Source organism: Mesobacterium pallidum (assembly GCF_019966535.1).
GTDB lineage: Bacteria > Pseudomonadota > Alphaproteobacteria > Rhodobacterales > Rhodobacteraceae > Mesobacterium > Mesobacterium pallidum.
In genome coordinates this window covers 37266-62783 of the sequence record NZ_JAIMID010000019.1, presented here as the reverse complement: position 1 = coordinate 62783, position 25518 = coordinate 37266, and the positions used below count along the sequence as shown (strand labels likewise).

The 25518-nt window shown below is 68.2% G+C and carries 15 protein-coding genes; 11 read left to right on the top strand and 4 right to left on the bottom strand.

Annotated features, from left to right (window positions below; genetic code table 11):
* The first annotated feature begins 117 nt into the window (after positions 1–117).
* Positions 118–5292, top strand: coding sequence for a glycoside hydrolase family 99-like domain-containing protein (locus tag MF270_RS22235; RefSeq protein WP_238367983.1), 5175 nt, complete (start codon positions 118–120; stop codon positions 5290–5292).
* A gap of 67 nt (positions 5293–5359) precedes the next feature.
* Here MF270_RS22235 and MF270_RS22230 read toward each other — a convergent pair whose 3' ends face one another.
* The 3 genes from MF270_RS22230 to MF270_RS22220 all read right to left on the bottom strand — a co-directional run bounded on the left by MF270_RS22230 (position 5360) and on the right by MF270_RS22220 (position 9821).
* Positions 5360–6364, bottom strand: a complete 1005-nt coding sequence (locus tag MF270_RS22230; RefSeq protein WP_238367982.1) for a hypothetical protein — start codon at positions 6362–6364, stop codon at positions 5360–5362.
* A gap of 96 nt (positions 6365–6460) precedes the next feature.
* Positions 6461–7789, bottom strand: coding sequence for a glycosyltransferase family 4 protein (locus MF270_RS22225; protein ID WP_238367981.1), 1329 nt, complete (start codon positions 7787–7789; stop codon positions 6461–6463).
* Positions 7782–9821, bottom strand: a complete 2040-nt coding sequence (locus MF270_RS22220) for a hypothetical protein (protein WP_238367980.1) — start codon at positions 9819–9821, stop codon at positions 7782–7784. The genes MF270_RS22225 and MF270_RS22220 overlap by 8 nt, the downstream gene beginning before the upstream one ends.
* A gap of 297 nt (positions 9822–10118) precedes the next feature.
* On the opposite strand from MF270_RS22220, the gene MF270_RS22215 reads away from it, so the two are divergent.
* The 5 genes from MF270_RS22215 to MF270_RS22195 all read left to right on the top strand — a co-directional run bounded on the left by MF270_RS22215 (position 10119) and on the right by MF270_RS22195 (position 16381).
* Entirely contained in the window at positions 10119–10724 is a 606-nt protein-coding gene (locus tag MF270_RS22215) for a hypothetical protein (RefSeq protein ID WP_238367979.1), read from the top strand.
* Positions 10725–10727: 3 nt separating this feature from the next.
* Positions 10728–12827 carry a glycosyltransferase family 2 protein gene (locus tag MF270_RS22210; RefSeq protein WP_238367978.1) on the top strand — a complete coding sequence of 700 codons (2100 nt, stop codon included), beginning with the start codon at positions 10728–10730 and terminating at the stop codon, positions 12825–12827.
* A complete protein-coding gene (locus tag MF270_RS22205) occupies positions 12821–14407 on the top strand; it encodes a glycosyltransferase family 4 protein (RefSeq protein ID WP_238367977.1) in 1587 nt (528 codons plus the stop codon). Before MF270_RS22210 ends, MF270_RS22205 begins: the two co-directional genes overlap by 7 nt.
* Complete coding sequence (locus tag MF270_RS22200; RefSeq protein WP_238367976.1) at positions 14404–15243, top strand: hypothetical protein; 840 nt, start codon at positions 14404–14406, stop codon at positions 15241–15243. Before MF270_RS22205 ends, MF270_RS22200 begins: the two co-directional genes overlap by 4 nt.
* Positions 15244–15337: 94 nt before the next feature.
* Entirely contained in the window at positions 15338–16381 is a 1044-nt protein-coding gene (locus tag MF270_RS22195; protein ID WP_238367975.1) for a hypothetical protein, read from the top strand.
* 34 nt (positions 16382–16415) lie between these two features.
* Here MF270_RS22195 and MF270_RS22190 read toward each other — a convergent pair whose 3' ends face one another.
* On the bottom strand, positions 16416–18560 hold the full coding sequence (locus MF270_RS22190; RefSeq protein ID WP_238367974.1) for a tetratricopeptide repeat protein: 2145 nt from the start codon (positions 18558–18560) through the stop codon (positions 16416–16418).
* A 343-nt stretch (positions 18561–18903) separates the two neighbouring features.
* Between MF270_RS22190 and glf the strand changes: the two genes are divergently transcribed.
* The 5 genes from glf to MF270_RS22165 all read left to right on the top strand — a co-directional run bounded on the left by glf (position 18904) and on the right by MF270_RS22165 (position 25457).
* Complete coding sequence (glf, locus tag MF270_RS22185; protein WP_238367973.1) at positions 18904–20052, top strand: UDP-galactopyranose mutase; 1149 nt, start codon at positions 18904–18906, stop codon at positions 20050–20052.
* A 91-nt stretch (positions 20053–20143) separates the two neighbouring features.
* A complete protein-coding gene (locus tag MF270_RS28395; protein ID WP_238367972.1) occupies positions 20144–22231 on the top strand; it encodes a glycosyltransferase in 2088 nt (695 codons plus the stop codon).
* A gap of 3 nt (positions 22232–22234) precedes the next feature.
* A complete protein-coding gene (locus tag MF270_RS22175) occupies positions 22235–23275 on the top strand; it encodes a glycosyltransferase family 2 protein (RefSeq protein WP_238367971.1) in 1041 nt (346 codons plus the stop codon).
* Between the two features lie 75 nt (positions 23276–23350).
* Positions 23351–24577 (top strand): hypothetical protein, encoded by a 1227-nt coding sequence (locus MF270_RS22170; protein WP_238367970.1) that lies wholly within the window; start codon positions 23351–23353, stop codon positions 24575–24577.
* Between the two features lie 16 nt (positions 24578–24593).
* On the top strand, positions 24594–25457 hold the full coding sequence (locus tag MF270_RS22165) for a sulfotransferase family 2 domain-containing protein (RefSeq protein WP_238367969.1): 864 nt from the start codon (positions 24594–24596) through the stop codon (positions 25455–25457).
* The last annotated feature ends 61 nt before the right edge of the window (positions 25458–25518 follow it).

The following is a 25518-nucleotide window of genomic DNA, read 5'->3' as shown; positions in this document are numbered from 1 at the left end:
GCAGGACGTTTTCGCTTTTGCGCCATGGATGTTAGACTGCCCGGGGCACCCGAGTGCCACGAGATTCAAGGAGCCACGGCCATCAATTTTCACGCCGTCATCGTTTCCTGGACCGGTATGCACGACCAGGCCGACACCATCGCACAGGGTCTTGTCGGCGCCTGCGACGCCGTGACCGTGGTCTATTCCAACTCCATGGGCGAGCGCGAGGATGGCGCCGGCGACTGGGTCGGCGTGCCGCAATCGGTCTATTTCGGGGGCAAGTTCCGCGCGGGCCTCGACCGGGTGGCCGAGGACGAGGTCATGCTGCTGGTGCAGGCCGATGCCGAATGCGACGACTGGCCCCGGCTGGTCGAGGCGGCGCGCGGCGCCTTTGAGCGGCACGAGGGGCTGGGCCTCTGGGCGCCGCAGATCCACCACACGCCCTACAACGATGCCGCCGTCTGCCTGCGCCCCGTGCCCGGCGAAAAGGACCTGTGGCACGTGGCCCAGACCGACGGCATCGTGCTGGCGATCCATCCGCAGGTGGTGAGCGATCTCAAGGGGCTCGATTTCGGCTCGAATTCCTACGGTTGGGGCGTGGACTGGGCGGCCATCGGCTATGCGCTGGGGCATGAGCGGATGATCCTGCGCGACCGGGGCATCCTGGTGCGCCACCCCAAGTCGCGCGGCTATCCCGATGGTGCCGCTCTCGAGCAGATGGAGGCGTTCCTGTCCCAGCTGCCGCAGAACGAGGCGCGCATGTACCGCCAGGTCCGCGATTTCGTCGCGGCGCGGGAAAGCGACATGGCCGGCACGCTGACGGCGCAATCGGCCGCCGCGGCCGCCCCGGCCGAGGGCAAGGCATCGCCCTACCCGTCCGGCCCCCTGCCCGACGCGCTGCGCGGCGCGATGCTGCTGGACGGAGAGGCGTTCCTGAAGCTCGACTGCGCGCCCGACCTTGCCGTGCTCGAATGGGCCAACGGCGGCAGCGCCCAGCTCGAGCCCGTCGACATCGCGCCCGGCCGGCGGGGCGGCCCGCCCATCGTCATGCCGTTCCAGCCCTTCGACAACGGGGCCGCCGATTTCGGCGAGGAAAAGAACACCGACTGGGGCTTTCCCGGCCAGACGACCTACCACCTGATCGTCGAAAAGCGCTACGAGGAATCGCAGTTCGAGATCGGCCGCCCGGTCGAGATCCCGGCCCATTCCGAGGGCCTGCATTTCTACTGCGCGCTGGCCGTGCATCGGGCGCGGGCGCTCTTGCGCGTCTCGCTCGACCCGATGGACGGGTCCGAGCCGGAAGAGCTGGACACCAAGTTCGACCCGACGTTCCGGGGCCGCACAGACAAGGCCGATTTCCAGATCGTGCGCCTGGCCGTGCCGCCCAGCGACAAGCCGCGCCGCCTGCGGGTGTCGATCGTCTACATCTCGACCAATTCGACCAACCCGAACGAGCCGCCGACGCTGTTCGTCACCTGCCCCGTGTTGGCCCATGTCGGCCCCGAGGGGCGTCACCTGCGCCCGACGCTCGTCACCCGCCAGGGCGGCGGCGACGGGCAATGGCACGTCGCCCGGGTGCGCAACGCACAGGGGCCGATTAAGCTGACCCTCGGCGGGACCGAGGTGCAGCTGGCCCCCGCCCGGCCCGATCACCTGGACATCGAGGTGTCGAAGCGCGGCGTGGTGCGGCTGAAGGCGGGGCGCGTCAGCCAGGTGGTCCTGGCGCTGAACGGCCAGGTCATCATGGGCCCGACCCTGTCGGAAAGCCCGCTCAAGCTGCCGCTGCCGCGAGAGCTGCTGTTCGACACCGCCAACCGGCTGGAGCTGCGCGATGCCTCGGGCACGCTGTCGCTGCTGACCGAGGTCTTCGACCGCCCGGACGAGATCGACCTGCAGGACGAGGAAGAGATCCGGCATCCGGACGCCAAGACAGTGGCGCCGGTGTTCGACACGCTTTTCTATCTGGGCAGTTTCGGCCCCGGGCAAAAGCCCGAGGACCCGATCAGCCATTACCTCGAAACCGGCTGGAAGGAAGGGCGCGACCCTGCCCCTTGGTTCTCGACCTGGCATTACCTGGCGGACAACCAGGACGTGGCGGCCTCGGGGCTCAACCCCTTTGTGCATTATGTGCTCTCGGGCCAGAAGGAAGGGCGCAAGCTGCGCACGCTGGGGCGCGCGACGGACAACGTCTATGCCGCCCATGCCCAGGCGCTGGCGCCGGGTGAGCATTACGAGGATTTCGACCCCAAGATCGCCACCGGCCGCAAGCAGCGCGCCAAGGTGCTGGCCTATTACCTGCCGCAGTTCCACCCCGTGCCGGCCAATGACCAGGCCTGGGGCAAGGGGTTCACGGAATGGAACAACATCGCCCGTGGCATGCCCCGCTTCGAGGGCCACGTGCAGCCGCGCCAGCCGCGTGATCTGGGCTTCTACGACCTGCGCGATACCGACGCCATGCGCCGCCAGGTCGAGATTGCGCAGGCCGCCGGCATCCACGGGTTCTGCTTCTACCACTACTGGTTCGACGGCGAGCGGGTGCTGGAACGGCCGATGAATGCCCTGCTGGCCGACCCCTCGATCGAGATGCCCTTCTGCCTGATGTGGGCGAACGAGAACTGGACGCGCACCTGGGACGGCCATGACCGCGACGTGCTGCTGCGCCAGACCTACCGGAAAGAGGACGACGCCGCCTTCTGCGCCGACCTCGCCCGGCATTTCGACGATCCGCGCTACATCCGCGTCGGCGGGCGGCCGCTGTTCTTCATCTACCGCCCCGGCCAGATCCCCGAGCCGCGCGAGACCATCGCGCGCTGGCGCAAGCTGCTCAAGGACACCTTCGGGCACGACCCGGTGATCTTCATGGCGCAGGGGTTCGACGATTACGACCCGCGCCGCTATGGCCTTGACGGGGCGATCGAATTCCCGCCGCACAAGCTGGCCAAGGACCTGCCGGACATCCAGAAGTCGCTGAACATGCTCGACCCCGAGTATGCGGGCACCGTCGTCTCCTACGACGCGGTGGTGGACCGCGCCGCCAAGGTCGAACGCCCGCCCTACCCGCTGATCCGCACGGCGTCCCCGTCCTGGGACAACGAGGCTCGGCGCCCGGGCCGGTCGATGGTCTTTGCCGGCTCGACCCCGGAAAAGTTCGAGGACTGGATGCGCCAGGCCATCGACTTTTCCCATGCCAACCCGGTCTGGAACGAGAACTTCGTCTGCGTGAACGCCTGGAACGAATGGGCCGAGGGCGCGTACCTTGAACCCGACGTGCATTACGGCGCGGCCTATCTCAACGCGGTCGCCCGAGCGGTGCACAACCACGTGCCGCGCAACAGCGGCGAGCGGATGAAGGTCGTCGTCATCAGCCACGATGCCCATTCCAACGGCGCGCAGATCCTGGCCGCGAACATGGCCGGCGTGCTCGCCCGCAACTTCGGGGTCGAGGTCGCCTGCATCGTCGGCGGCGAGGGTCCGATGCTGCCGCGCTTCCGCGCGCTTGGCCCCACCTACGTGGTGCAGCGCACCGACGCCGACCGGATCGAGTCGGTCATGCAGGACCTCGCGCGCATGGGCTACACCCATGCCATCGCCAACACCACCGTCGCGGGCGCCTTTGTCCCGGCGCTGAAAAAGCACGGCTTCCGCGTCACCTCGCTGATCCACGAGCTGCCGGCGCTGATGGCCTCCTACAAGCTGGAACAGCCCGCCGCCGCCATCGCCCAGCAGGCCGATCACGTGATCTTTCCGGCCGACGTGGTGCGGCATGGCTTTGACGGTTTTGTCGGCCAGCCGATCCACGGCACGGTCGAGGTCAGGCCGCAGGGGCTTTACTTCGACGCGCTGCTCGACCGTCCGCGGGGCGATCATGGGCTGCGCACGCAGCTTGGCCTGCCCGAGGACTGCAAGATCGTCCTGAACGTTGGTTATGCCGACCTGCGCAAGGGCATCGACCTTTTCGTCGCCACGGCCCTGTCGCATTGCGCCGAGCGCGAGGATGTCGCCTATGTCTGGGTCGGAAACCCCGCGCAGGAGGCGCTGGACTGGTACCTGCCCGAGATCAGGCGCGCGGGCCTGACGGATCGCATCCTCATCACCGGCCACGTCGACGAGGTGGCGCCCTATTACGCCGCCGCCGACCTCTTCTTCCTGACCTCGCGCGAAGACCCCTTCCCCTCGGTCGTGCTCGAGGCGATGGCGATGGGCCTGCCCATCGTCGGCTATGAGGGCACGGGCGGCTGCGACGCGCTGATCGACGCCTATGGCTTCCTTGTCCCGCCGCGCCCCTCGCGCCACGGGATCGAGGCGATCGACACCTTCCTGGCCCAGCCCGAGGCCGAGCGGATAGAGGCCGAGGCGCTGCGCCGCGCCGCCATCGACCGCGAGTTCCGGTTCGACGATTACGTCTTCGGCATGCTCGAACGATTCCAGCCGGGGCTGGCCCGCGTGTCGGTCGTGCTGCCGAACTACAAGTATGAACAGCACTTGGGCGACCGGCTGCGCACGATCTTCCAGCAGACCCACCCGGTGACCGAGATCATCGTGCTTGACGATGCCTCGCCCGACGGATCGGTGGCCGAGATCACCCGCGTGGCCGAGGCGGAGGATCGCGTGATCCGGCTCGAGGTGAACGAGGTCAATTCCGGCTCGCCCTTCCCGCAATGGCGCAAGGGCGTTCAGATGGCGCGGGGCGATTACGTCTGGATCGCCGAGGCCGACGATGTGGCCAGCGCGGACCTGGTGGAAAAGCTGGTGCAGCAGATGCAGGACAGCGGGGCCGCCATCGGGTTCTGCGACAGTTGGGCGATGGATCAGAACGACCAGAAGCTGTCCGACAGCTACATCCCCTATATCGACGAGATCGCGCCGGGCAGCTTCACCCGCAGCTTCGACATGGAGGGGCCCGAGTTCCTGGCGCGGTTCCTGTCGGTCAAGAACGTGATCCTGAACGTCTCGGGCGTGGTCTTCCGCCGCGACGCGCTGCTGGCGGCGATGGACAAGCTGGGCGATGCGCTGACCGGCTACGCCGTTGCGGGCGACTGGCGCCTCTATGCCGAGATCTGCGCGGCGGGCGGCAAGGTCAGCTGGCTGGCACGCGCCCTGAACGGGCACCGGCGGCACGCGACCAGCGTGACCCATGCGCTGGACACCGACAAGCACCTGTCCGAGATCACCGAGATGCAGGGCTTTGCCGCGGCGCATGGCATCCCCGTCGGGGCTGAGGTGAAGGCGGCGCAGGCGAAACACCTGGCCGATGCCCGCGCCCACCTGGGCGTCAGCGAAGAGGCCGAAGAGCCGGCGCCGGGCGAATAGGCCCGGCGCGCCCCAAGGCGTCAGGGCCATGCCCCCGCGCGGGACGGCGCTGGCGCGGGGCGCAGGGTCAGTCCGTGTCCGGCCCGGCCTTGCCTTCCAGCTCCTCGAACTTGCGCTCGAGCACGCGCAGGCGCAGCGACTGGTCGATGTTCAGCTCGATCAGGTAGTCGATGAGCCGGTCCCGCACCGCGTCCATGTCGGGCGGCGGCGGGGCCACCGCCTCGGGATCGCGCAGCTCGAAACCGAAGACGCGGCTGAAATTGTCGAAGATATGCGCATTCTCTTCGATGATGGCACCGGTTTCCGAAAAGTCCTGCGTCTGCGTGGCCAGCGCGTCAAGGTGCGGCACGCCCTTGCGGAAACTGCGCCCCAACACGGCAAGAAAGCGCGGCGGCTCGACCGGTTCGTCAAAGCGGTTGTTGAACCAGGCGCGCAGCAGCGTGTCGGCGGTCTCGCCGCTGGAATAGACCCGTTCCTCGGGCACCTTCATGCGCAGCCCGCATTGGCCAAGGAAATGCTGTGTCACGTCGCCGATTCCGTCGTAGGGCAGCACGGTCAGCTTGTCGCCAAAGCGGCGGTGCCATTTCAGCAACTCGCCGTATTGCTTGACGTGCTTGCGCGCCAGCTCGGGATAGGGCGGGATCTTGCCCTTGGCCGTCTTGTGGCGCACGCCCCACTGGTTGTAGGCTGAAGGCAACCAGCGCTGCGGATTGCGGGCATAGGCGATGGCGCGGATTTTTCCGAACTTGCCGAACTCGTCAAAGAACGCCTCGAACTCATCGGCGTTGTGAAAGAAGCTTTCGTTGGAATAGATGCCGATCGACGGGCCGCCCTCGACCTCGCGGCGCTGCATGTAGGCAGCCACGGTGCGGGCCCGCTCGCGCCAGACCTCGGGCGGCTGCTTGAAGAACTCGGCATAGGCCGGCCAAGACAGCTTGAACGGACCCGGCTCGAGCCACATGCCAAGGTACTCCGCCCCGTTCTTCTGCAAGCGGTCGGCGTGTTTGCGCAGGCCGCTCTGGATCGCGGTCGATCCGGTCTTGCCCATGCCGATATGCAGTATCAGTTCCATTCCAAGCCCTGTCGCTTGCGCCCTGTCCCGGCGCCGTTCCGGTGTGTCCCGCCCTTCCTAGATCAATCCAGGCAAGAGGCCAATCGGCGCCGTGGCCTAGTCGGTGGCCGGCGTGCCTGCCACGGCCGCGTCGCCCGGTTCCGCGGCGGATTCGGGCCCCGCGAGCAGGTTCAGGTAGGCCCGCGCCATGGCGACGTCATCCGAAACCGCGGGCAGTCCCGCCTGCAGCTTGTCCAGCGCGCCGGGCGCGCAGGCGGCTTCGAGCGTGGCCAGAAGGGAGGTCGCGTCGCTGACGGCGAAAAGCAGCCCGGTCTCGCCCTCCACCACCTTTTCCGCCAGCCCGCCCAGGTCGCTGGCGATCACCGGGCAGCCGGCGGCATAGGCTTCCTGGATCACGACGGGCGAGTTTTCCCACCACTGGCTGGGCACGATCACGTAGTCGCAGCCGGCCATCAGCGTGACCACGTCCTCGTTGGCATAGGCGCCCATGTAGCGCAGCGCCGGGCTGCGTTTCTCGGCCGCCTCGAAGCGCTCGACGAAGGCCGGGTCAAGCCCGACGAGGTTGCCGTGGATGCGGAAGCGGAAGGGTGGGCGCGGCGGCGCCTCGACCCCCGCCGCGCGGGCCGCGTCGCGGGCGTCCTCGACCTGCTCGACCAGGTCGAGGATCAGGCCGACGCCCTTGAACGGGGTGATCTGGCCGAAATAGCCGATGGTCGCCGCTTCGCTGCGCGGGGCGCGGCTGCGCCCGGCTTCGGCCGCCGCGCGGGCCCGCTTGGCGTCGATGTCCAGAAGGCCGTTCTCGATCACCGAGACCCGCGCGGGGTCCAGCCCCCAGGCCGCGTAGCGCCCACGCAGGAAGGCGCTGGGTGACACGAACGCCGCAACCCGGTCAAAGGCGCGGCCGATCTGCCAGCGGCGGATGTCGAATTCCTCGCCCAGGTGCTCGGGGTAGCAGGCCTGGCAGCCCTGGCGCGAGGCGGCGCGACACAGCGCCTTGCCCGGCCGCGTCACCATCTGGCCATGGTGATGGCAGATCGCGAGGTATTCGTGTAGCGTCACCACGACGCGCAAGCCCATGTCGCAGACCGCCTCGATCGCGTTGATGCCAAGGAAAAGGTAGTGCTGGAAGTTCACCACCTCGACCTTCTCGCGCGCCAGGATCTCGGTCAGCTGCCGCGCCGTCTCGGGCGTGCCGAGCTGGTAGAAATGGTCGTAGAAGGCGGTGTCACGCTGGATCAGGTATTCGCCGGGCCGCGTCTTGACCCGCGGCAGGTCGGATTCGTCGCAGGTGGCGACAAAGATGACGTCCTGCCCCAGCGCCTTGAGCCCCTTGAAGAGCGCATAGGCCGAAACCTCGGCGCCGCCCTTCGACAGGTCCGGATGGGTGTGCGAGACGATCGCGATGCGGGGGGAGCGGTCAGCCATCGGCGGTCTCCGGGGTGCGAGGGGCCGCGGCAAGGTCGAGCCGCTGCACGAAGAGCGACGGCAGCACGCGCGGCACCGCAAAGACCGTGTCCGGCGCGATCTCGGCCGCGCGGTCGCGGGTGACGGCGGCGGCGTAATCCTCGGAAAAGCGGAAGGCATTGGCGCCCTGCCCGGCCCACTTTGCCAGCGGCTGGGCATGCCAGAGCAGCGCGCCGATCTCGCGCTCGGCCAGGCCGCCCGGGCGCGGGGCGTTGGTGGTCAGCACCTGCGGCGCGGTGGGATTCGTCCCGGCGAGCCAGGCGCAGATCCGCGCCCAGCCTTCGGGCCGGGGCACGGTGCCCGGCTTGAGAAAGGCCAGCCGCGAGGACGGCAGCAGCGCCGCAACCTGTGCCAGCTGCGGCAGCCCGTGGCCGGCGCAACCCATGACGGGCAGGACGGGGCCCAGGCCGCGGGCCCGCAGCTCCTGCTGCCAGACCAGAAAGCGGGTGCGCGGGGTCTCGGGATCGCACAGCGCGACGATCCGCGCGCCCGATGGCCAGGCCGCGGCCTGCCCGGCCAGCCCGTGCATCACGATGTCGATGTCCTGGGGCATGTTGCCCAGTTGCAGGACCAGCGCCGGGGCGGGCGTCTGCGGCAACGCGCCGTCCAGCGGCCTCACGCGCAGCGACCGGGCAAGCATCCGGCGCATCTGCGCCTGGTCCTCGGCAAAGAACGGCTCAACATGCAGCTGCGGATAGAAATCGGCCAGACGCTCGGCCCCCTGCGCCGCCGCGAGGACGCGCAGGCCATGGGTGTCGAGCGTCTGCACCTGCTCGGTCCCGTCATCGTAGCGGATGCGCAGAAACTGCGCGTCGCGCAGGTCGGCGTCCAGCGGTCCGCGCAGAAAGCAGGTAAAGCCTGCGCCCTTCACCTCGTCCCCGGCCCAGGCGAAGGCGCTGGTCAGGTCCTTGCGCGGGTAGCGGTAGAACGAGCGCATGTCGGCCCGGGCGATGGCATCGCCGGCGCGGACCTGCACGTCGGTGATGCGGCGCGACCCGTTCAGGATCCAGCCACGCATGAATACGCCCGAGCCGGGCACCATCAGCATGTTGTCGATCTGCAGCCGCGCGCCATCCTCGGCCGGGGTCGGCGTCCAGCCCGAGGGGCGGCCGATGCGGGCGCGCACCAGCGCCAGCTCGGCCGGGTCCTCGGCCCGCGAGGCGAGGCTGTCGACCCAGGCGCGCAGGTCGTCGCGCGAGGGCTGGCCGACCTCGTCCGAAGCGGCGAGGTACAACGGCTCGTCCCCCGGCCGGAGTGTGACGGTAAAGGCGGTGTGCCCCCTGGCCGCGCGCCAGTCCGTGCGCAGCAGGCCCACAAAGGCCTTGGCGCCGTCGGGCAGGTCGTCACGCGGGAAGGTCGCCAGCGCGACGGCGGCGCCATGCCGCGCCTCGGGCCCCTGGGCCAGCACGCCCGCCTGCCGGCGCGGCGGCACCTCGGAGAGCCAGCCGGCGATGAAGAGGTGCCCCTTGTCCAGCCGGCGCAGCATCTCGATATGCCCGACCTGGCGACGCTTGCCGCCGGGATCGGCGGCGGCGGCGCGGGTCTGGCCCTCGGCCAGCAGCGCCTCGAACATGCCGTCATCGCCCCCCGCGGGGCCGCTTCCAGCGCGGGCCGCGGCGCCGCGCAGCTGCGCCAACAGGGCCCCGGCGGTGGGCAAAGGGCTGGCGGATGGCAGGACAAACCCGGTGCCCGCCACCTCGACCGCCAGCGCCGCGTCCTGCTGCGACTCGGGCAGCGCGGCCAGCGCCTCCAGCAGGACGGGATCGAAGCGAAAGCCGATGTCGGTGGCACCGATCCCTTCGTCGCGGTCGATGTCGTCGCGCACATAGGCGGTCGGCGTGGTCGCGATCTCGTGTCCGCCGGCCAGCAGGCGCAGGGTCAGCACCCGCTCGGGCTGGCCAAGGTCCACCGCCCAGCCGATGATCCCGGCCGCTGCATCGGCCCGTTCCACCTGGCCGGCGATGAGGTCTGCGGACCCGGCTGAAGCGTTCATGACTGCCCCCTGGCTTGCCCGGATCGCCCGGCGCCGCGCGGCTGGTCCGGCGTGCGCGTGGCGGGGCGGCGCGTTGCGCCCAAATGGGCCGCGAACGGGGGGGGAAGTCAACCCTTTGCCCGCCCGTCGCGCCGGCCCGCCTGCGGGGAAAATACGCGCCTTCACGACAGTCGCGACATTGCCGCGTCTTGCCGCCTTCCCTTCCCAAAGCGATTGATGTTAACGATCCGGACAAGGATATTTCACGGAGCATGGCCAGGTGCGGGTCGACGCCCCGGCCAGGAAGGGCACAACCGGATGAGCATTGACATCTCGGAGGTCGGGCAGCGGCTGGAAGAGCTGGAACAGGGCCTGCGCGAGGTGCGCATGGCCCTGGGCAGCGGCGTCACCGTTCTGGATGCGCTGGACACGCTGGACCCTGATGCGCCGCCGCTCGACAAGCCGGTGCAGCTGCCCGGCGGCTACGTGGCGCTGAGCCCCGAGCTGGGGGTCTTTACCGGGTCGGGCAAGGCGCTTGTCCGGGCTGGCCACGGCAAGAACGAGATCATCCTGGCGCTGTTCGCCATGGCCGGGGAAGAGCCGCCCGCCGACCTGATCGTGCAGGTCAACCTGCCGATGGCGACGGTCGCCGGCCGCCGCAGCTGCGAAATCGAGGCGGTGCTGGCCGCCGACCTCGACGAGGCGCCGCGGATCGAGGCCCGCTTCATGGCCGAGGACCGGATGCTCAAGGCCGAGGCGCTGCGCCCCTACCTGCTGGGCGACAACGGCAACCGCATGCTGCGCGCCACGCTGGCCTTCGACGACCGCATGGCACGGACCGAGACGGTGACGAGCCTGCAGTTCTGCATGACGCTGCCCGCCTCGGTGCTGGGCGGCGCGGTGACCCGCCTGCGGATCTGCTGACGCATGAGCGACGCAACGGCGATCATCAACGTGCACCGCGAGGGGGCGCTGCTGGTGCCCACCCTGCGCAGCCTGTCGCTGGCGCGCGAGGTCGCCGCCAAGGCAGGTTTCGACGTGCGCTTCGACGTCGTCGCCGACCGGATCGACGACCGCACGCAGGGGGTGCTGGACCAGTTTGCCGAGGTGATCGACCGGGTGGACCACGTGGATTTCGGCAACCTCAGCCAGTCGCGCGAACATGGCATCCGGGCGGCCGAGACCGACATCGTCTTCCTGCACGACGGCGATGACCTCTATTCGTCGAACTGGTACAAGGCGGTGGGCGAGCTGGTCGCGCGCGGGCATTTCGACCTCAACACCGTCTACCATACGCGGCTCTTTGCCCGGTTCGGCGCGCTTTACGACGTCTCCAAGACGCCCGACAGCTATGCCATGTCCTTCGATCCGCATTCGCTGCTGGTCGACTGGTATTTCTCGAACAAATGCGCCTTTCACCGCTCGCTGGTGAGCCGCTACCCGCTGCCGCCCATCGACCCCGCGCGCGGCATCGGCAACGAGGACTGGAGCTGGAGCGCCGACACCATCGCCGAGGGCGTGCGCCACATGCCCCTGCCCGAAACAATCTGTTTCTACCGGATGAAGCCGCATCACCTGAGCCTTGGTGCCAAGAAGGGCGTGATGCAGGGGCCGAGCAAGCTGTTCTCGGCCGAGCGGGCGCGGGACGGCGCGGCGCGCCGCCGCCGGGCGCCGCTGTCGATGCTGCCGCCGAACGCCGGGCTGGACCTGCCGCCGCTCTCGGCCTGGCCGGCCGAGGAGCTGGGCGCGGGCTTCGATCACGAACTGAAGGTGCAGGGCGCCTTCGAACAGCTGCTGACCGCCTTCCCGCGCCACGGCCATACCGGCGCCGCGCTGGTGCAGGAAAAGGACCAGTACCCGGGGCTGGGGCGGCTTTACCGCCAGGTCGCGGCACGGCTCGGGGACGGGTCGCGCAACCTGCTGTGGCTGCCGGCGCACCTGCCGATGGCGCGCGACCAGGTGATCGACTGGGTGGACGAGGCGCTGGCGCTGTCGGCCGGCGACAGCGATCCGGCCCCCCTGCTGGTGCTGTTCGACGAGGCGCCCACGCACGAGGTGGTCCTGGACCTCGACCGCTGGGGCGCGGTGGGGCTGAACCTGGCGCGGTTCGCGCAGGCCGGGCTCTGCGGCGATTACCAGCTGACGCGGTTCCTGGCGCGGTTCCTGCTGCAGGGCGCGCCGCGGATGTCGGTGGACGCGGGGTCGATGACCCTGAACCGCCTGGTGCAGGACTTCCCGACCACCTATGCGCGCCATGTCGGCACCCATGCCGCCCTGCTGACCCATCGCCGCATCGACTGGGCCGACCCGGCACTGGCCGCGGCGATCGACAGCGCCCAGCGGCTGGTCGAGGAAACCGGCACCGCCACCCCGGTGATCGGCTTTGCCGAGGCCACGGCCCAGGCCCTGGACACCCCCGGCCTTGAGCACCTGGTCGAAGGCGACACGCTGATCGGGGCGGCCGATGCGATGACCGCCGAACGGTTCCGCAGGGTGGCCGACCACGACCACGCCCCGGCCGGGTTCACGACCGAGGGGCCGGCGATCCTGGCCCGGCTGATGGCGCGGGCCGAACGGCCCCGCCCCCCGATCGAGGCGCGCACGGTCACCATGCATTCGGGCGGGCTGGTGCAGCAGGGCGACCTGCTGATGCTGCGCTCGCCCACGGCGCAGGTCGACCCCTGGTTCGAGGAAGCCGCACGCCGCATCTTTGATGCCCGGCCAGAGGTCCGGGTGGTGCTGCCCGCGCATATGTTCTTTCGCACGCCACAGCGCGACAACGCGGTCTGGCTGCCGGCCGAACCCGCCGCCGAAAGCCTGCGCATGGTGCTGGACGTGATGGCCTACCAGCCGCCGGGCGCCTTGCCCTACGCGCTGGCCCTGCGTGCCACGGACAAGGCCCTGGCCGAGACGCTGGCCTCGGAGCCCGACGCCTTCCGCCTCTTCGTCATGCTCTCGACGGCCTGCCGCGACACGCTGGCGATCGCCAAGACCTGCTCCGTCATGCCGGGGACCACGACATGGTAAAGGACATCCGCCCCACGGACGCGCGCTGGGACCTGGCGCTGTGGAACCTGTCGCGCAACGGGCGGCCCGGGCTTGAGGCGCATCTCGAGACCTCCGCGTGGCTGAAACGGCTGTCCGGCCACGCCGAAAGCCCCGAGGACTGGTCCGACCGCCTGTTCCTAGCCTCGCGCGGGGGGATCACCGAAGAGCTCTTCGACCTCGGCGTGCTGCAGTCGAGCTACACCGCCGCGCTGGCCGAGGCGGGCAGCCCCCAGGGCGTCCACATCGGCCGGCCCTCGCGCGATCCCAAGTACCAGGAGGTCACGGGCATCCCCCCGCATCTTGCCACCACCGTGGTGGCCCGGGCGCGCGACCGGCTGGGCACGCCGATGCCGCTGCTGGCCCGGCTGCGCGACACCTGGTGGAAATCCAGCAACCAACCGCTGGTCGGCGATCTCATCACCCGGATCCGCGAGGAGCTGAAGGAGAACGGCCCGGTTTCGGACGTGATCATCCTGCCCTGCCTCGGTGTCGGCGGGGCCGAGCGGGTGGGCTACTGGCATTACCGGCTGCTGGCGGAAAAGCTGGACCGGTCGCCGCTGGTGATCCTGGCCGACAACGGCCAGGTCGAGCCGGGCTATGCCGGGCTGCGCCACCTGCCGCTGCTGGCGGGCGACGGGGTCGAGGGACCCTTCGTCGCGGGCCGGGGCGTCGACTACGTGGTGCGCTGCCTCGAGCTGGCGCTGGACCTGATCGCGCCCGAAACCGTGCAGGTCGTGCAATCCTACCCCGGGTTCACCTGGCTCGAATCCGTCGCCGCCGGGCAGTCGCCGCGTCCCGACGCAAGGCTCTCGGCCTGTTTCTTCTGCGCCCATACCCATGCGGACGGGGTGATCGACGGCTACCACCTCAAGATCCCCTATATCGAGCCGGTGCTGGACGCCTATGTCTCGGACGGCCAGCCTTTCATGGACGAGCTGATCCAGATGTTCGGCCTTCCGCACGACAAGTGCCACGTGCTCGACTATCCCTCGGACAAGATCGCGGCGGTGCGACCGTCCAGGAAGCTCGACGGCAAGCGCCCGGGCCGGGTGCTTTGGGCCGCGCGGTTCGACCACCAGAAACAGCCGGGGATCGTGCCCGAGATCGCCCGCCTGATGCCGGGGACGGAGTTTCACATGTACGGCTCCCGCGTGCTCGAGGACGATAGCTGGGACGCGGCGGACCTGCCGGACAACCTGACCGTCCACGGCCCCTTCAGCGGCTTTCACACCCTGCCGCTGTCGGGCAGCGACGTCTACCTGAACACCGCGCTGTTCGAAGGCGTGCCCCAGGCGCTGGTCGAGGCCGCCTCGGCCGGGCTGCCGATCGTCGCCAGCGACGTGGGCGGTGTGTCGGCGGTGGTCAGCGACGACACCGGCCGGCTGGTCGCCGACCCGACCGACCCAGCTGGTTTTGCCGCCGCCCTGGCCGAGGTGCTCGAGCCGAAAGAGAACGCCCGCCTGCGCAAGGCGGCAATCGAGACGATGAAACGCACGCGCAGCTTCGACGCCTTCTGCGAAGCCGGCGCGATCTGGTACGAAAAGGTGACTGCCTCATGATTTCCCCCTCGACACCGCAGGACGGCCCCGAGACCCATCTGCGCGGCGTGCTCGTGCTGGCCAAGCAGCGCGCCGGCACGAACTTCCTGCGCTCGATGCTGGCCGAAACCGGCGGGCTGCGCGATTTCGGCGAGGTGTTCCAGCCGCGCCAGCCCGACGGGCTGTCGAAATACCACCGCTGGCTGGCCAGCGTGCCGCCCGAACAGGCCGAGGCGGTGACCCATCCCGCCGCCATCGACCGGGCCGAGGCCTTCCTGGCCGCGCTCGAGACCGAGGGCTTTCCCTGCATCGACGTCAAGTACAACTCGGCCCTCAACGCCATCGGCACCTGGTATTCCCCGGTCGAGCTGCCGCCCGTGCTGGCCGCCGCGCTGCGCCGCGGCTACCTGGTGATCCACCTGCAGCGCCGCAACCGGCTGGAACATGCGGTGTCTTCCTGGATCGCCGGCCGCACCGGGCGCTACGTCGACCGCGGCGCCAATGCGCACGAGGGGCCCGAAACCTACGAGATCCCGCCCCACGCGGTCACGCGGATCGCCCGGACCTATGACCTCGAGGCCGAGATGGTCGGCGGCTGGCTGTCGCGCGCGCGGGGCCGGGCCCGGCCGGACCAGATCATGGAACTGGCCTACGAGGACATGGCCGGTGCCGCGCCCGAGGCGCTGTCGGCGATCATCGCCGACATCCTGGGGCGTTGCGGCATCACGATGAGCGGCGGCGCCACCGCCAACACGCGAAAACTGTTGCCCGACTGGCGGCAAACCGTCAGTAATGCCGAAATTCTGGAGCAGCATTTCACCGAAGACGGCAAGCTCCGCCTCGCGCCTGGCGCGTGAGGACGCATCGGCAGGACAAGGCCTGCCCTCCCGGCTGTCAGGGACCGGCGGGGGTGGCCACTCAGGGGAAAGGCGCCCGGCGCCGAGGGATACATTGAACCAGACGACACGGCCCGGGGCCGACATCACGCTGTGCATCGGGCTGGAAAAGACCGGCACGACCACGCTGCAGGGGCTCTGCGATGCGCAGCGCAAGGCGCTGATGGCGCAGGGCATTCTTTACCCCGCGCTGCTGGGGCGGCGGAACCACATCTTCCTGGCCGCCTATGCGCAGGACGATGACAAGACCTGCAACGTGCGCCAGGCGATCCTGGCCAAGCAGGGCGTCGACGCGCCCGAGTTGCGCCGCATGACCGAGCGGCAGGTAGAGACCATCGCCGCGCGGGCGGGGTATTCCCGGCTGCTCCTGTCGAACGAGCACCTGCACAGCCGCATCACCCATCCCGGAGAGCTCGAGCGACTGAAACGCCTGCTGGCGCCCGTCGGCTCGCGCTTTCGCATCGCGGTGGTGCTGCGGCGCCAGGACCGGGTCGCGGAAAGCTCGCTTTCGACCCAGATGAAGGGCGGCCGGCCGAACATCGAACCGGTACTGCCCGCAGGGGCCGAACTGCCGCTGTTCTACCGCTACTACGACTTGCTCGACATGTACGAGGAGGTCTTCGGCCAGGGCAGCGTCCACGTGGCGATCTACGAGGACCAGGAGCGCGAGGACACAGACCTCGTGTCGCTCTTCGAGGATGCGGCAGGGATCCCGGGTGCGCTGAGCCGTCCCCAGGACGCGCCGCGCCGCAACCCCGCGCTCAGCCGCGACGGGTTGCGCATCCTGGGCCGGATCAACCGGCTGGCGCGCGACGATGCGCGGTTCGACGATGCGCACCGCCGGGCCATCGTGTCCGAGCTTGAGCAAAGCCACGGCGGCGGCTCGGCACTGGTCACGCGCCGCCAGGCCGAGACCTTCCTTGAGCGTTGCGCCGAGCAGAACGAGAAGGTCCGCGCCCGCTGGCTGCCGGATCGCGCGCGGCTCTTCGATCTTGACCTCACGCGCTATCCCGACCTGCCAGAGGCGGGCGGGATGGACGAGGCCGAGGTGCAGGCGCAGGCCGAGGCGCTGCTGCAGGCGATCCTGCCGGCGGTCTGACCGTCGGCCCGCCCGGCTGGCACGACGCCCGGTCTCAGCGCCGACGCATCATCGACCGGTACCAATGGTCGTTCGAGGTCTTGTAGCTTAACCGGATGTGAAAGCTGACGAAGTGGCGCAACCGGAACCACGGCATCAGCCAGATGTCCGGCCGCAGCGCGCCGCTCTCGTCGGTGCCGTGCAGCGCCATGGCCCGGGTCACCGCGCCCGGCCCGGTGGCCAGCCAGATGCTTTCGCCCGCCATCTCGGTAAAGGCGATGGCGGCATCGTCCAGCGCCGCGCGGAACACCGGGTCGCCCGGCGCGGCGGCGAGGAAGTTGTTGCCGACGCTGATCAGGTCCTCCTGGTAGGCGACGATCCGGGTGCCATTCGGCAGGATCTCGTCCAGCGGCACGAGGCAACGGTCATCGGCATCCATGTAGACCCCGCCGTCATGGTACAGCACCGCCAGCCGCAGGATGTCGGATTTCGCCGCAGCGTGGGGCGACAGCTGGTAGGCGACCAGCGCGGCCTCCTCTCCCTTGTCGTGCAGGTAGGCGGCCGCCGTCCTTTCGTCGTAGCGGCGGAAATCGTAGCCGGGGTTCAGCGCCCGGGTCTCGGCGGCCAGCGCCTCGACCTGGTCGGGCACCTCGGGACTGTCCCAGAACTGGACGATACGGCGCGGTATGGGGCCGGGATCGGCCCCGCCCGCGTCCTTGGGCGGCATGCGCGTCACTCCGCCGGCGCGGCGCATGAGGTTGAACAGCGCCATGGCGCAGGGCGTGTTGCCGGGCTCGTCCGTGACGCGGGCGCGGAAGTGGCGCATGCCCGCGACCGGGTCCGCCTCCGCGGCCAGCATGGCGCGGTCGGTCTCGGTCGTCAGCAGGCGGAACTCGTTCAGCACCTGGCCTGTGTTGGAATGCATCGCCTTGCCGGTCACCTGGCCGGTCGGGTCCTTGTCGGTCAGCAGGCGCGTCCATTCCAGGTGATCGTCCCAGGCGCCGTCGACCTGCCCCAGTGCCAGCGCGTAGCGGCCGCGCAGGTCCCAGTACTGCGCCGGGTAAGGGTCGAGCGCGATGGCCCGCACCTGGTGCTTGAGCGCCACGCCCATGTCCGCGCGGGCAAAGGCCAGCTCTCCGCGCAGCTTGGCGACCCGCGCGCGGTGGGTGGTGTTGTCATTGGGCAGCCCGTCCAGCAGCGCCCGCGCCTTTGGAAATTCCCCCAGCTGGATCCACAGCTGCGCCAGCTGCAGGCGGATGTCGCTGTCGGTCTCGGCAAAGCCGGCCTCGAGCACCGCGATGGCGCCGCCGAGGTCGCCCATGGCGGTCATCGCCGCGGCGCGGGTGCGCAGGAACAGGCTGTCGACGCGGCGGGTTTCGGCGAAATCGCCCAGCAGTTCGGCGGCGCCGCGGGCATCGCCCTCGGCCATCGCCACCTCGCCGGCCAGCAGGACAAGGTCGGCATTGCCTTGCTGGGTCGCGCTGGCCTTCAGCAGGATGTCGCGGGCGATGTCGAACCGTTCGATCCGGTTGAGGAACCGCACCGCCTTCTTGTGCATCTCGATCGCGTCGTCCGGCGCATCTGCGATCACCGCGCGGCAGGCCTCGATCGCCGCATCAAAGCGGCGCAGCCGCGACAGCGCATCCCAGCGCAGCACCTGCAGCGGCGCGTGGCGCGGCGCCAGCGCCAACCCTCTGTCGGCCCAGTCCAGCGCGGCTTCGGCGCGCCCCAGCTTGAGCGCCGCCTGCCCGCCCAGCACGTAGCGATGCGGCCGGTCCCGGGTGATCTCTTCGAACCTCGCCAGCAGGTCCAGCGCCGCCTCCGGGTCGCCCTTTTGCAGCTGGATCGCGGCCATCTGCAGCACCGCCTCGAAGGGCGGGGTCAGCAGGTCCTGCAGGATCTGCTCGGCCCGGCCCGACCGGCCCGAGGCGGTCAGCAGCCGCGCCTGTTCCAGCAACAGACGCGGGTTGGCCTGCAGGATCGTCAGCTGGTGCCGCACCATGTCCAGGGCGACCTCGACCCCCAGCACCTGCTGCACGTCGCGCAGCACCATCGCCTTGTCAAAGGCCCGCTCGGCCCCGTCCAGCACCTGCAGGGCCAGCGCCCGCGCCGCGCCGGCACCTTCGCCCTCGCGCGATGCCGCGAGCCGCGCCTCGAGTTCGGGTCCATGCACCCGTTTCGGCGCCTGATCTTCTGCCATGCCTGCCCCTGCCTGTCCTGCCGTGTCGTGGCCTGTCTTGCCTGTCGCGCCCGTCCCGGGCGGAGCACCCATCAAGACACGGTTGCCGCCCCGCCACAAGCAAAGTTCCGCCCGCCCGGCCCGGCGCGGTGCCGCCCGCTTGAGCATTCGCGACAGAACGGTAACGCACCGGCCCCGCTTTGCTTGCAATGCCACCTGTGCCTAACTATTAACCGCTTGACGCCGCCCTCCGAATTCCCGGCGCCTCGAGGACGCATGGGACAGACGGCGGATCGAGGTTCGGCGCATGTTGCGCCAGGTAAACGGTGGTCCGGTTCAGGTCATAAGAATAAGGCGATCAGACGTGAAATTTCTTCTTGTAGGCGCGGGCCTGTCCGGCGCGGTTATCGGGCGCAAGCTGGCCGAGGCGGGCCACAGTGCCACCGTGATCGACGGGCGCGACCATATCGGTGGCAATTGCTACACCACCCGCGATGCCGAGACGGACGTGATGGTCCATGTCTACGGCCCGCACATCTTTCATACCGACGACGAGGAAGTCTGGAATTACGTCAATTCCTTCACGACCTTCATGCCCTACAAGAACCGGGTGAAGACGACGAGCCAGGGGCAGGTCTTTTCGCTGCCGATCAACCTGCACACGATCAACCAGTACTACAACAAGACCCTGCGCCCCGCCGAGGCGCGCGATTTCATCGAGAACGAGATCGCCGACAAGTCGATCACCGATCCGCAGACCTTTGAAGAGCAGGCGATGCGCTTTGTCGGGCCCGACCTCTACGAGGCGTTCTTCAAGGGCTATACGGAAAAGCAATGGGGCTGCTCGCCGACCGAGCTGCCCGCGTCGATCCTGAAGCGCCTGCCGGTGCGGTTCAACTACGACGACAACTACTTTTTCCACGCCTTCCAGGGGATGCCCGAGAACGGCTATACCCCGATGATCGAGGCGATCCTGGACCATCCGTCGATCGAGGTGAAGCTGGGCACGCTTTACGATCCCGCCATGGCCGAGGGCTATGACCACGTCTTCTGGTCCGGCCCGCTGGATGGCTATTTCGACTACGAGCTGGGCCGCCTGGGCTACCGCACGCTGGATTTCGAGAAATTCACCGAAACCGGCGATTACCAGGGCTGCGCGGTGATGAACTACGGCGACCGCGACGTGCCCTACACCCGCATCACCGAGCACAAGCATTTCGCGCCGTGGGAAAGCCACGAAGGCACCGTCTGCTACAAGGAATTCTCACGCTCCTGCGAGCCCGAGGACATCCCCTATTACCCGATCCGCCAGGTCAAGGAAAAAGCCCTGCTGGCCGATTACGTCGAAAAGGCCCAGGCAACCTCGGGCGTGACCTTTGTCGGGCGCCTCGGGACCTATCGCTACCTCGACATGGATGTGACCATCCGCGAAGCGCTGGACACGGCCGATGCCTTTCTGAAACATGCGCAGGACGGCACTGCCATGCCGGCCTTCGTCATGAATCCGCTGTAAGGGTCGCGCCAGAACGGCAAGCGGCACTATCTCGGTCACCGGCCACAGGCGGGCCGGGGGCCGGAAAACCAAGTATTCGGGAGCCACCCGCGTGACCATAAAGACCACATACGAGATTTTTCCGGACCCCGGCATCTGGGCCGACAGCCATTTCGAGTTCCGCATTTCGGACCAGGACCGGCCCTTTCACTTTGTCCTGCGCCGCGAAAGCAACGCCTACAGCCTGAATTCGATGGCCGGCAGCGACTGGGGCGACGAGGTCTCGGACATGCTGGTCACCCCGGTCGAGGATATCCGCAGCTACCGCGTGCTGCGTGACGGGGCCAAGCTGACGGTCGAGATCGACGGCCTGACCCTGCCCTTCGAGATGGACGCGTCCCTGGCGGGCGAGACCTTCCGCATCGATTGCAACAACGGCACCTTCCAGGAATTCATGGACGAGCCGGCCGTCGCCGCGCCTGCGGCGTCCGCGCCCGCGCCCAAGGCCAAGGCGAAGAAGCCGGCAAGCACCGCTGCGGCCGGCACGGCGGAGACCAACGACGAAGACGTGACGCTGCACATGATGGGGCGCGATTTCATCATCCCGGCCGGCGCCGATGCGGCGCAGACCCGGCAACTGGCCGAGGCGGCCGCGAACGATCCGGGCGCCTATCTCGGCTTCATGTCCACCCGGCCGATCGGCCAGCCGGCCGATGATTACACCATCGTCGATGTCGAGCTGAAGGTGCCGCTTTTCGCGATGGGCGCCAAGGCGCTGCTGCCCGGGGTCCGGCTGCTCAAGCTGGTGTCGAATGCCGAGAGCGCCGCCTTTGTCACGGCCATCTGCGAGGCCAACGACATCGACGGCGTCGAGATCGTCACCATGGCCGAGGTCAAGAAGCTGCTGTCCAAGGGCAAGGGCGGCGTGCTGATCCAGGGCGGCCAGGTCTTCGACACCATGGGCGACGTGCTCGACGGGCTGTCCGAGGATCGGCGCAGGCAATTGTCCTTCTGGACCGCGGCCAAGACCATCGTTCCGGGCAACAAGGTCTTTCCCTGCGCCAATGCGCAGATCTGGAGCCCGCCGAACTGGATCCTCAACCACAATGCCTCGATCGACCTGTCGGGCCGCCGGCACGGGGTCGATGTGGCCATCGCGGCCTACAATGCAGACGACTACGTCATCGAATGCGCGCAAAGCATCCTCTGCGAGGGGCGCGACGACGTGCGCGTGATCATCGTCGACGACGGCTCGACCGACGGTTCGGGTGACCGCGCGGCCGAGCATTTCAAGGACGAGCCCCGCGTGCGGGTCGAACGCAAGCCCAACGGCGGCTGCGCCTCGGCGCGGAACTACGGCCGGCTGGTGTCGGACGCGACCCACATCGCCTTTGTCGATGCCGACGATTTCGTCACCCCGAACATGTTCGGCGATCTTTATGACCTCGCGCTCTACTCGGGCTGCGAGGTGACGCAATCATCGTTCGACTTCTACGACGACAGCCTCGAAAAGCCCTACTACCCGAGCTACGAGGAAGACGTCTTCAAGAACATCCCGCGCCAGACCTTCAAGGGCCAGCCGGTGTTCCGCCTGCAATCGGCGGACATCATCAAGGGCCAGCCGACCATCTGGCGCAAGGTCTACCGGCGCGACTTCCTCGATTCCAAGGACATCTACTTTCCCGAGAACGTCCGCGCCTACGACGACTACATCTTCCAGATGTTCACCCTGACGGCGGCGCGCGACGTGCTGATGCTGCCCGACCATTACTACCACTACCGCCAGCACCCGGCGCAGGACATCAAGCAGGGCGACGAGCGGCATTTCTACATGCTGTTCATGTTCCGCGACCTCGTGGCCCGGGCGGTGCGCGAAAGCTGGCCGAATTTCAGACCCTACGCGGAATCGATCACCGATTCGATCAACTGGTCGGCCCAGGTGCTGAAACCCGACCTGCGCGACAGCTTCATCGAGGCGACGGCGCGGTTCTGCGTCGGCATCCGCCGCATCTACGGCCCCGGCGTCATGAGCGACGACCTGATCGACAAGATCGAGCAGCCCGATTTCCGGATGCATTTCGACCAGATCCTCGAAGAGACCAAGGGCGTGTCGGACGGCGTGCACTGGGCCTATTTCTGCGGGCCGACCATCACGCCCGAATTCATCCGCATGCGTCGTTCGATGAAGAAGGCAGGCTGATCCATGAGCAAGAAACCCGAGATCAAGGCCGAGCCCGCGACCGAGGCCGACACCGTCCCCGCCCTGTCGGTCATCGTCACCGCCTACAACGAAGGCGAGATGGCCGCGCTGTCGCTGAACTCGATCCTGGCGCAGACCTTCACCGATTTCGAGATCCTCCTGGTCGATGATGGCGCGTCCGAGGCGACGCGCACCGTTCTGCGCAGCTTTGACGATCCGCGCATCACCCATATCCGCCAGTCGAACGACGGCCCCTCCTCGGCCCGCAACCGCGCGCTGAACGTGGCGACAGGCGATTACATCTGCTTTCTCGACAGCGACGACACCCGTCCGCCCTGGGCCTTCGAGACGATGATGGCGGCGACGGAAAACCAACCCGACGTGGTGTTTTCCCGCGGCATGCTAAGCGAGCTGCGCAACGAGGTCCTGCCCTTCTACGACACCCATGCCTTCAACGCCCTGGCGCGCATGGGGATCACGGAAATGGCCTCGGACCACCGCGATTACCTCAAGGCGTTGCGCCACCTCGCCTGCCTCGAGCCGCAATCGGCCAACAAGTGCATCCGGCGCGAGTTCATCAAGACGCACCACCTGCGCTTTCCCAACGGGCTGTCGATGTTCGAGGATTCGAACTTCCACATGGGCGTGCTGATGAACATGGAACGCTTTGCCCTGACCGAGCTGCCGACCTTCACCTATTTCCGCCGCTACGGCGAGCCGCGGCTGACCGACGGCCGGTCGACCACGCGGTTCGACGCGATCGGGTCGGTGGCCAACGTGCTGCACCTCTTTTCGCATTCGAGCTATTTCCATGACGCGGTGCTGCGCAAGCTGGTGCTGGCCACCTGTTTCCGCGTGCTGCAATGGAGCGAGGAGTCGATCTCGCTGGACCTGAAGTATTCCTACCGGCAGGCCCTGCGGTCGCTGATCGGCAGCGTGCCGCGGCGCTACCTTGCCCCGCTTGATGACGCGATGCGCCCGCTGGCCTATGCCCATGCGCCCTGGGTGGAACCGACCTTGCGGTATGTCGACACGCTTGTCTGATCCGGCCCGGGCACGTATCAGCCGGGGCCGTGGAACGGCAGAAGCCAGAGTGAGCGAAGTGTTTGAACCGACATGATGAGTAACGACGGTCCCAGGAAGCTGGTGCTGCATATTGGCACCGAAAAGACGGCGACGACCTCGATTCAGGACTTCGTCTATGCCAATCGCGCGCCATTGGCCGAACACGGCGTGCAGCTGGCCGATGGCCTTGGCGTGCCGAACAACCAGAAGATCGCGGCCTATTTCCAGAACCAGATCGACGATTACATGAAGGATCGTCGCATCTACACGATGCACGAGAAGGACGCCTATTTCGACGGGTTCGACGACGAGATGCGGCGCGAGTTCGCGGCCCTACTCGAAAAAGGCTCGACCGTGTTCATCACCTCCGAGCTGCTGCACTCGCGGCTGAACGACCAGGACAGCATCGACAGCCTGGCGGCCTTCCTGCGGTCGATCTTCGACGAGATCAAGGTGCTGTGCTACATCCGCGAGCAATCGGCACTGGCGACCTCGTTCTATTCCACGACCGTCAAGGCCGGGAACACGGATGATTTTGACACCTTCCTCGCGCCGATCGGGCCGGACGCGCATTACTATAATTACGAGCAGTTCCTGGCCAAGTGGGAACATGCCTTCGGCATCGACGCGCTTCGGGTCAAGATCTTCGACCGCGACCGGCTGTACGATGGCAACATCCTCAAGGACGTGGTGCACGAGACGATCCCCGCGCCGCGCGACGACGCCTTCGACTGGGACCTGTCGGTGTCGAATGAATCGCTGGGCCCCATCGGCGTGTCTGTCGCGCGGGTCTTCAACGAGATCTACCCGCGCTACAAACCGGACGGCGAGGTGAACCATTTCCGGTGGGAGCTGATCAACCTGGTCAGCCGCAACCCGCTGTGCCTGAACGGCAAGATCCTCAACTGGCGCTCGGACGAGATCTATGACAGTTTCAACGAGATCAACACCCGCGTCGGCCAGCGCTACTGCGGGACCGAGGGCAACCCGTTTCCGCGCCCCAGGCAGCCCGAGGATTCGCCCGAGCAGCGCGAGCGTACCGCCTACGCGGACAGCATCGCCGAGTTCGTGCGCATGCTTTTTGGCGAGGTGATCGGGGAACGGGTGCTGGAACGCGCGCGTGGCTCAAAGCTGCGCGAGATCTCGGATATCCTGCTCGAGCGGGATTTCCCGCTGGGCCGGGTCGAGCAATTGCTGGACATCGCCGTGCATATCAACCCCGACGGGCCGTTGATCCACGAGCGGCTCGAACAGGTCCGGGCGATGAAGAAGGCCACCTGAGACGAAAGGCAGGGCGATGGATCACGACAAGGCCGCGACTGGCCGCCCTGCCCTCTGCCCCGCGCCGGTGGCCGCGCGCCGGCAGAACCGCGCCGTGCGGGCCACCGCGCGGCTGATGCCGGACAAGGCCACCGCGCGCCAGGCGGCCTGGCATTTCCTGTTCCAGGTGATCCTGCCGCCCTCGGGCCGCTGGGGCTTCATCTCGGTCGGCAAGAATGCCTCGACCTCGACGCTCAAGCTGCTGTACCAGGCCGAGTTCGGCCATGCGCTGAGCGCTGATGCCAAGCCCGATCACGACATCAACCCCGAGGCGGCCGTGCATATGCTGGCCGAGCATGGGGTCTTTACCCGGGCGCTCTGGCAGGGGCTTGCGGCGCGCGACCTGACCGGGTCCGGGGGCCCGGCCGAACGGCTGGCCATCGTGCGTGAGCCGCTGGCGCGGGCGGTGTCGGGCTTTCGCTACATCGGCAAGTCGCACCGCGCGCGCAGCCAGTGGTTCGCCCGCGACCGGTTCCGCATGGATGCCGTGGTCGGCTTCGACTGGGACAGCCACCCCGACACGGCGGACGGGTTCCGGAGGTTCCTCGACTACATCGCCTGGCAGATCGACCGCGACGGGGCGGATGCGGTCGACGCCCATTGGCAGCCGCAGGCGACCTTCATCAAGCCCGACATCTTCAAGCCCACGCTTCAGGGCCGGATGGAGGAGATGGACGTCTTCTACGCCAGCCTCGCCGACCGGCTGGGCTTTGCCCTGCCCGAGGGCGGCAGCTGGTCGAACCGGCAATCTTCCGGCACGGCGCCGTTCGCGCCCGACGCGGCCGCGATCCGGCAGGTACGCGAGATCTACGCCGAGGATTACGAGCGCTTCGGATACTGACGGGGCCCGAAACGCGAACGGGCCGCCCCAAGGCGACCCGTTTCGAAGCCCGAAGGCCGAA